Annotated in this window: 6 protein-coding genes; 5 read left to right on the top strand and 1 reads right to left on the bottom strand. The window is 63.6% G+C overall.

What is annotated here, in order from left to right; genetic code table 11:
- Nucleotides 1-235 precede the first annotated feature (235 nt).
- From paoA to AKL28_RS18925, 5 genes are read left to right on the top strand one after another with little or no spacing between them, the layout of a single operon-like run.
- The gene (gene paoA, locus AKL28_RS18945; RefSeq protein WP_050469720.1) at nucleotides 236-892 is read left to right on the top strand and encodes an aldehyde dehydrogenase iron-sulfur subunit PaoA; all 657 of its coding nucleotides are present in this window, start codon (nucleotides 236-238) and stop codon (nucleotides 890-892) included.
- Nucleotides 889-1842 carry an FAD binding domain-containing protein gene (locus AKL28_RS18940; RefSeq protein WP_050469719.1) on the top strand — a complete coding sequence of 318 codons (954 nt, stop codon included), beginning with the start codon at nucleotides 889-891 and terminating at the stop codon, nucleotides 1840-1842. The genes paoA and AKL28_RS18940 overlap by 4 nt, the downstream gene beginning before the upstream one ends.
- 4 nt (nucleotides 1843-1846) lie before the next feature.
- Nucleotides 1847-4045: an aldehyde oxidoreductase molybdenum-binding subunit PaoC gene (paoC, locus tag AKL28_RS18935; protein ID WP_050469718.1), complete on the top strand. Its 2199-nt coding sequence runs from the start codon at nucleotides 1847-1849 to the stop codon at nucleotides 4043-4045.
- Nucleotides 4045-4641: a nucleotidyltransferase family protein gene (locus tag AKL28_RS18930; protein WP_050469717.1), complete on the top strand. Its 597-nt coding sequence runs from the start codon at nucleotides 4045-4047 to the stop codon at nucleotides 4639-4641. The genes paoC and AKL28_RS18930 overlap by 1 nt, the downstream gene beginning before the upstream one ends.
- Nucleotides 4628-5638 carry an XdhC family protein gene (locus tag AKL28_RS18925; RefSeq protein WP_050469716.1) on the top strand — a complete coding sequence of 337 codons (1011 nt, stop codon included), beginning with the start codon at nucleotides 4628-4630 and terminating at the stop codon, nucleotides 5636-5638. The genes AKL28_RS18930 and AKL28_RS18925 overlap by 14 nt, the downstream gene beginning before the upstream one ends.
- Before the next feature lie 35 nt (nucleotides 5639-5673).
- On the opposite strand, the gene AKL28_RS18920 is transcribed toward AKL28_RS18925, so the two are convergent.
- Nucleotides 5674-8334: a hybrid sensor histidine kinase/response regulator gene (locus tag AKL28_RS18920; RefSeq protein ID WP_169801857.1), complete on the bottom strand. Its 2661-nt coding sequence runs from the start codon at nucleotides 8332-8334 to the stop codon at nucleotides 5674-5676.
- Between the last annotated feature and the right edge of the window lie 14 nt (nucleotides 8335-8348).

Genomic DNA, 8348 nt, shown 5'->3' with positions numbered 1-8348 from the left:
CGAGATCATAAACACGCTCTAAGCAGAACTCATTTCATCCGTACGTTCTAACTACATGCGGTGCAATGAAACATCGATGTATCGATACTCATGAATGCCATTCACAAGTCTATGCGAATCCAGCAGCTTAATTATCCGGGCAAGTAAACCTATTATGTAAGGCGACATTCAAACCCCTGTCCCTGCCATTCCCCCGAAGAAATTCGCCGCCCTCAGCTTTTGCCAAAGGAACATCATGGATGATGTGACGATATCTCGACGCAACCTGCTCATTGCCAGCGCCTTGTCAGCTACGGGCATGGCGCTTCCCGCAGGGGCCAATGCCCAGCCGCCGGAACCGGAGCAGCCGCCTCTTCCCAGTGCCGAAACGCCTGCGCCCATCAGGCAAAGTGTGGGCATCCGCATCAACGGCCAGCCGCATGCATTGGAGGTTGATACCCGCACCACCCTGCTGGATGTCCTGCGCGAACAGCTTCATCTTACCGGCACAAAAAAGGGCTGCGATCATGGGCAGTGCGGCGCGTGCACGGTGATCGTGGATGGCCGCCGCATCAATTCCTGCCTGACGCTGGCGGTGATGCACGAGGGGGCCGATGTGACCACGATCGAGGGCCTGGGCAACAAGGACAAGCTGCACCCGATGCAAGCCGCCTTCATCAAGCATGACGGCTACCAATGCGGCTACTGCACGCCGGGCCAGATTTGCTCGGCGGTGTCGGTCCTGAAAGAGATCAGGGACGGCATCCCCAGCCTGGCCAGTGCCGACCTCGCCGTTGCGCCGCAGGTCACCGATGCCGAGATCCGTGAACGCATGAGCGGCAACATCTGCCGCTGCGGCGCCTATTCCAACATCCTGGATGCGATCAATGAGGTGGCAGGGAGGACAGCATGAGGGCCTTTACCTACCAGCGTGCGGCTTCACCAGCCGAAGCCGCCGCGGCGGTTGCGCGCATGCCTGGCGCCAGGTTCATCGCCGGCGGCACCAATCTGCTCGACCTGATGAAACTGGAGATCGAGACGCCGGCCCACCTGATCGATGTCAACGGACTGGCCCTCGACAAGATCGAAGACATGCCGGACGGCGGCCTTCGCATCGGTGCATTGGTCCGCAATACCGACCTCGCAGCCGACATGCGCGTGCGGCGCAGCTATGCCGTCCTGTCGCGCGCGCTGCTGGCCGGCGCATCGACCCAATTGCGCAACAAGGCGACTACTGCCGGCAACCTGCTGCAGCGCACACGCTGCCCCTACTTCTATGACACCAACCAGCCCTGCAACAAGCGCAAGCCCGGCAGCGGCTGTTCCGCGGCAGCCGGGTTCAGCCGCCAGCATGCGGTCATCGGGGCCAGCCAGTCGTGCATTGCCACACATCCCAGCGACATGGCGGTAGCCATGCGCCTGCTCGATGCCAGCGTGGAAACCGTTCGTCCCGATGGCAGTTCCCGCATCATCCCCATCGCCGATTTTCACCATCTTCCTGGCAACACGCCCCACATAGAAAATGCGCTCGCTCCCGGCGAACTGATCACGGCCGTCACCTTGCCCAAACCGCCTGGCGGCCGGCATTTTTACCGAAAGGTCAGGGATCGCTCCTCCTATGCCTTCGCACTGGTATCCGTGGCAGCCATCATCCATCCCGACGGCAGCGGACGCGTGGCGCTGGGCGGCGTGGCGCACAAACCGTGGCGGGTGGAAGCGGCGGAGGCTTCCTTGCCCGAAGGCGCAGCCGCTGTGTCCCAAGGCTTGCTGGCCGGCGCCGTGCCGACTCCGGAGAATGCGTTCAAGATTACTCTGGCCAAACGAACCCTCGCCGCGGTGCTGGCGGAAGCGAAGAAAGGCTGATGCCATGCGATTCGATACCCCTGCCACCACCAACCCCATCGACCAGCTGAAGGTGATCGGCCATGCGGTCGACCGTGTCGATGGCCATCTCAAAACCACCGGCGCCGCGCCCTATGCTTACGAGCAGAATGAAGCCGCCCCCAATGCGGCCTATGGGTACGTGGTCGGCTCATCCATCGCCAAAGGCCGTATCCGCGCCATGAATGCGGGCGCAGCGCGCCGTGCCCCGGGCGTCCTGGCGGTGGTGACCGCGGAGAATGCAGGCAAGCTGGGCCTGGGGATCTTCAACACCGCGATCCTGCTGGGCGGCCCCGAGATCCAGCATTACCACCAGGCCATCGCCGTTGTGATCGCCGAGACGTTCGAACAGGCGCGGGCCGCGGCCCAACTGCTCAATGTCGACTACATCCCTGAAACAGGCTCCTTCGACCTGGCCCAGACCAAATCAAGCGGCGCGCACTCTGCCGGCGGCAAATCCGATCAGCGCACCGGCGACTTCGAGGGCGCATTCGCCGCTGCTCCTGTCAGGCTGGATGCCACCTATACGACCCCGGACCATGCGCACGCGATGATGGAACCGCATGCATCGATCGCCACCTGGCAAGGCGACCGCTTGACTGTCTGGACCTCAAACCAGATGGTGGATTGGGGACGCGGCGATCTGGCCAGGACGCTGGGCATCCCCAAAGAAAAGGTTCGCCTGGTCTCCCCCTATATCGGCGGCGGGTTCGGCGGAAAACTTTTCTTGCGCGCGGAAGCGGTCCTGGCCGCATTGGGAGCGAAAGCCGTCAACCGCCCGGTAAAAGTCGCGTTGACACGCCCGTTCATGTTCAACAATACCCCGCATCGCCCGGCGACCATACAGCGCATCCGGATCGGCGCCAGCCGCGATGGGAGGATTACCGCGATCGCCCACGAAAGCTGGTCCGGGAACCTGCCAGGCGGCAAGCCCGAGAACGCCGTCCAGCAGACCCAGCTTCTCTATGCGGGCGCAAACCGGCTCACCGGAAACCGGTTATCGGTTCTCGACCTGCCGGAAGGCAATGCCATGCGCGCGCCGGGCGAAGCGCCGGGGCTGATGGCGCTTGAAATCGCCATGGATGAGATGGCGGAGAAGCTCCGGATCGACCCCGTCATGTTCCGCATCAAGAATGAAACCAAAGTAGACCCCGGCAACCCGGATCGGCCATTCTCGCAGCGGCGCCTTATCGAATGTTTGCGCACAGGCGCCGAGCGCTTTGGCTGGCATGCCCGCAATCCGCAGCCGGCCAGCATGCGCGACGGCCGCTGGCTCGTTGGCATGGGTGTGGCGGCGGCCTTGCGCAATAACCTGGTCATGCAATCGGGCGCCCGCTTGCGGCTGTCGCCGGCAGGTGTGGTGACAGTCGAGACCGACATGACGGACCTTGGCACGGGCAGCTACACCATCATTGCCCAGACCGCCGCCGAGATGATGGGGCTCCCGCTGGACAAGGTAGTCGTCAAGCTGGGCGACTCCGACTTTCCGGTGTCGGCCGGTTCCGGTGGCCAATGGGGAGCCAACAGCTCGACCGCGGGCGTCTACGCCGCTGCCGTCAAGTTGCGCGAGACGGTGGCGCAACGCCTGGGCATGGATGCATCGGTTGCCGAATTTTCCGACGGCATGGTGCGTGCCGGCGGCAAATCCATCCCGCTGGCCCAGGCGGCGACGGCTGGCGAGCTGGTGGTGGAAGACAGCATACAGTTCGGCGACTTGACGAAGCGCTACCAGCAATCGACTTTTGGCGCCCATTTCGTTGAAGTGGGCGTCGACCTCTACACAGGCGAAACCCGCATCCGGCGGATGCTGGCCGTATGCGCCGCCGGACGCATCCTCAACCCCAAGTCGGCCCGCAGCCAAGTGATCGGCGCCATGACGATGGGCGTGGGAGCGGCATTGATGGAAGACCTGGTGGTGGATAAGCGGCGCGGCTTCTTCGTCAACCATGACCTCGCGGGCTATGAGGTTCCGGTACATGCGGACATCCCTCATCAGGAGGTGATTTTCCTGGATGAGACGGACCCGATGTCCTCGCCGATGAAAGCCAAGGGCGTTGGCGAACTCGGCCTGTGCGGCGTCGGCGCGGCCATCGCCAATGCGGTCTATCACGCCACGGGCGTACGCCTGCGGGACTATCCGCTGACGCTCGACAAGCTGTTGCCGCAACTGCCGGACGTGACCTGATGGATACCGCCATGCCGGCAGTGCTGATCCTGGCCGCCGGTGCAGGAAGCCGGTTCCGGGCATCGGGCGGCACGGTGCACAAGCTGGACGCGCCGCTGGACGGACGCGCCGTGCTGGAGCACGTGCTCGATGCCGCGACGGCGAGCGGGCTACGCTGGCATCTTGTCCGCAACGTCCACGGTGGCATGGGCGACTCCATCGCGGCCGGCGTGCTCGCCGCCGCCGATGCCTCCGGCTGGCTGATCCTGCCCGGCGACTTGCCGCTGGTAGCGCCCGGCAGCCTGCGCCTTGTCGCCCAAGCCCTGTCGGCGTCCCAAGTGGTTGTGCCGCACTGGCGCGGGCAACGCGGGCATCCGGTCGGCTTTGCCAGCGTCCACGGCAACGCGTTGGCGGCGCTGCGCGGCGATGCCGGCGCTGCCGCGCTCGTCCAGGCCCAGCGTGCCCTCAATGCAGTATTGGATCTGGAACTCGACGACGAAGGCATCATCGCCGACGTCGACACCACCGAAGACCTGGCGCGTGTCCACGCGATCTTGAAGCAACGGCAAACATCTGGCACTGACACTGGCACCGGAGAACAACATGGAAAGCATTGACCTCACCGTATTGCGCGAATTGAAGGACTGGCGCGTCTCCGGCCGGCCCGCCTTGCTGGCGACGGTGGTGCATACCTGGGGATCGTCGCCACGTCCGCCCGGCTCGATGCTGGCCTTGCGGGAAGATGGGCGTATCTCGGGTTCCGTTTCGGGCGGCTGCATCGAGGATGACCTGATCGACCGCTATAGCCGCGCCAATGGCGGGCCGGGAATACCAGGCCGCGCACCGCAGGTAGTCCGCTACGGGGTATCGGCGGATGAAGCACACCGGTTCGGCCTGCCTTGCGGCGGCACGCTGGAACTGCTCCTGGAATTCAATCCGGACGCCGCGCTCCTGGATGAACTGGTGCGCACACTGGATCATGGCACCCTGGTCACACGCAGCCTGCGCTGCACGGATGGCCATGTGGCATTGAACAAGGCGGTAGCGCCGGCCGAGGTCGAATTCGATGGGCGCCAGCTCTCCGTCACGCTGGGGCCGGCCTACCGCATGCTGTTGATCGGCGCGGGGACATTGGCGCAATACCTGGCGACCATGGCGCTGTTCAATGGCTTCGATATCACCTTGTGCGATCCGCGCAGGGAATATCTGGATGCCTGGACGATCCCTGGCATCAAGACCACGGCCGACATGCCCGACGATGCCGTTGTGGCTTTCCGCCCCGACCTCAGGAGTTGCGTCGTGGCCCTGTCGCACGATCCCAAACTGGACGACCTGGCATTGCTGGAAGCCTTGCACAGCCAGGCCTTCTACATCGGCGCCATCGGCTCCCGGCGCAATAGCGCAAACCGGCGCAACCGCCTGGCCACCCACTTCGGCGAAAGCCAGGAATCCTTGTCCCGCCTTCACGGGCCGGTAGGCATCTACATCGGCAGCAAGACGCCTCCGGAAATCGCCGTGAGCGTCATGGCGGAGATACTCGCGGCAAAAAACGGAGTGAAGTTGCCGTCCACCATCCAGGTGGAGGATGCCAAGAACGCGTTGCAGCCGGCTTAAGCCATGCCGCATCGACGCCCCTCCTTCTGGAGTTCCTATTGACGGCACAACTGGCCGAGCCCGGCCAGGTTCCCCTGCCCGATCAACTGCCGTGCGCGCAGATAAAATGCCTCGCACTCGGGATAATCCCGCCTGACTGCTTCGGCCCAGTCGAGCAAGTCGGAGATCGCGCCAAGATCGATCCACTGGTGCGCGGTGCGCAGCGCCTTTTCAGGGGGCAGCAATAGCGGGACATCGTCCGGCTCAGGCTCGGTCCTTCTTAGCTCGTCAAGCTTGAGCAGCCGGCCCAGCGCATCCTGGAGCTCCAGCAAATCGATCGGCTTGAGCAAGCTGGCATCGAAGTCCTGCTGCGTATTGCCCTCCGTGTCATAGCTCGACTTCGGTGTTGCGGACAGGAGCATCACAGGCACGCCGGGAAGGTATTGCCGCGCCGCCCGCAGCACTTCCCCGCCATCGGCGCCGGGCATCAGGTAATCCGTCATCAGCAGGTCGGGCCATCGCACATCCGGCGCCTGCATGCGCTCGATCGCGGCAACGCCATCGGCCATCAATTCCACCGTAAAACCGAGGCTGGAGAGCTGGTCCATCAGCAGTTGCCGAATCTCGGCACTGTCCTCCACCACCCATACCAGGCGGCCGCTGCCGTCAATCAGCGACAGCACCTCGGTGGTATCCAGCACGTGGTGGCGCGCTATATTTTCTTCGGCAGCGGTTTCCGCCGGCAAGCGCAAGGTGATCAATGTCCCCACACCGGCCGCGCTGTCGATATCGATCGATCCATCCATGCGCATGGTCCACTGCCTCACGATGGCCAATCCCAGGCCGATGCCCGGTTCGGAGCGGGCGGCATCGGCCCGTTCGAACGGCTCGAAGATGCGCGCCTGGTGTTCCGGCGCGATGCCGCAGCCACTGTCCTTGATGCGGAACTCCAGTACTGCCGCCGTATCGCCCGTGCCAGGCAGGCATTCCACCTGCAGTTCAATGTTGCCGTCGCTGGTGTACTTTGCGGCATTGTCCAGCAGGTTGCCGAGGATGCGGTGCAGGCGCTTGGCATCGAGCTGGAGCACTGGCGGCAACGCACCCACGACACGAAACGCAAAGCGGTTGTTCTTGCGGCGCGCCAGCTCGGCGCCCTCCTGTGCGATGGTGTTGATCAGCGCATGTACATAGACCGGCGCCTTCTGCACGGTATCGGCGTTATCGCCGCGCGCGTAGTCGATCAGGTCGTTGACCATGTTGAGCATATGCATGGCGCTGCGCCGGATGATGCGGCCGTGGCCGGCATTCTCGCTGCCGCTGGCCTGCACCATGTCGGAAAATCCCAGGATGGATGTCAGCGGCGTGCGCAGGTCGTGGCTGATGCGCGCAAGGAAATCGGTCTTGGCATGGTTAGCCTCATCGGCGGAAATCAGCGCTTCCCGCAGTTCCTTGGTGCGTTCGGTCACCGCCTTCTCCAGTTGCACCTGCTCTTGCGCCTGGGTATCGAGCAGCGCCTGCTGCATTTGCATATGCTTGCGGTAGATCTCCAGCGAGCGGCCAAACACGATCAGCGTCATCATCGGCAGCAAGCCAAGCTGGAACAGCCACGACATCTTCCATCCGGCCAGCCATGCGCGTTCCACGATGCCGTTAAGTTCGAGCAGTTTCCCGCACATCATCAGCCAGACCAGCGCAAAAGACACCAGGAACAGCAACGCATTGGGCATGCGCCGGCGCCATGCATACAGCATCGAAGCGATCCAGAACAGGTAGAAGATACCGATGACCATGTTGGACACCTGGGCGGCGGCACGGTAATCGCCCAATGCCGTCCAGGCGCTCAGCGCCAGCATCGTCGCGATCATGACGCGGTAAGTCCGCTTCCAGAAACGCACACGCTGGATGCCGACGAACTCCAAGGTCATCACCGCATAGATCGCGCTGGTGATGCCGGCAATCGTCGATGGCGCGCGCACCAGCAGTTCCCCGCCATCAGGAACGGCGTAGCGGTACAGGTAACCCTGGAACGAACAGATATATGCCAGCGCAAAACCAATCCAGACAGCCAACAGCAAAAAACCGCGGTCACGCCAGACGACGCCCTGGATCAGGGCATACAACGCCAGCAGCACCGGCAAGCCGATCAGGATGGCCTGCGCCGCCAGCTCCCGCCCTTCATCCTGGCGAAACACACTGGGTTCCCACAGCGCGATATTGACATCCAGTGCCGAACGGGTCTGGATCTTCAGTGCGAAGTCAATGCGTTCGCCGGGTGCCAGCGTCACGGGAAACAAGGGAATATGCGAGACCTCGGGCCGCTGGTCCAGCGGCACGGCGTTACCGGAATAAATCACTTCCTGTGCCTTGCCCCGGTCGGCCGGCAAGCGGAAATACGTCACGCGCTCCAGCCGCGTCGAACCGACCGCCAGCCAGCGCGTGACAGTCACCTCGCTGCTGTTGAACAGCGCACCCCGCAGCCAGACGGCGGCACTGCTGTAGCCGCCGTTGAGCCGCCTGTCGGTGACGGTTTGCCAATCGCTGCGGGCCATGACGGCTTGCACATCCTGGCGTGCGGACGGGTCTTCCAGCACCGCCAACTGGCTACGCAGCGCGAGCATGCCGGAAACCCCGGCGATATCCACCGGCGCCACGCCGGATTGGGCATCAGCGGCCAGGGCGGCGCCGACGCCGGCCAGCGACGACAAGAAGGCCAGCATATAAAGAAACCGGA

This window comes from Herbaspirillum chlorophenolicum, assembly GCF_001189955.1.
GTDB classification, from domain to species: Bacteria; Pseudomonadota; Gammaproteobacteria; order Burkholderiales; family Burkholderiaceae_D; genus Herbaspirillum; species Herbaspirillum chlorophenolicum.
This window is presented reverse-complemented; position numbering and strand designations above follow the sequence as displayed.

Coding starts and splice junctions, on each gene's coding strand:
- paoA (WP_050469720.1), top strand. CDS start 236: ATGGATGATGTGACGATATCTCGACGCAACCTGCTCATTGCCAGCGCC.
- AKL28_RS18940 (WP_050469719.1), top strand. CDS start 889: ATGAGGGCCTTTACCTACCAGCGTGCGGCTTCACCAGCCGAAGCCGCC.
- paoC (WP_050469718.1), top strand. CDS start 1,847: ATGCGATTCGATACCCCTGCCACCACCAACCCCATCGACCAGCTGAAG.
- AKL28_RS18930 (WP_050469717.1), top strand. CDS start 4,045: ATGGATACCGCCATGCCGGCAGTGCTGATCCTGGCCGCCGGTGCAGGA.
- AKL28_RS18925 (WP_050469716.1), top strand. CDS start 4,628: ATGGAAAGCATTGACCTCACCGTATTGCGCGAATTGAAGGACTGGCGC.
- AKL28_RS18920 (WP_169801857.1), bottom strand. CDS start 8,334: ATGCTGGCCTTCTTGTCGTCGCTGGCCGGCGTCGGCGCCGCCCTGGCC.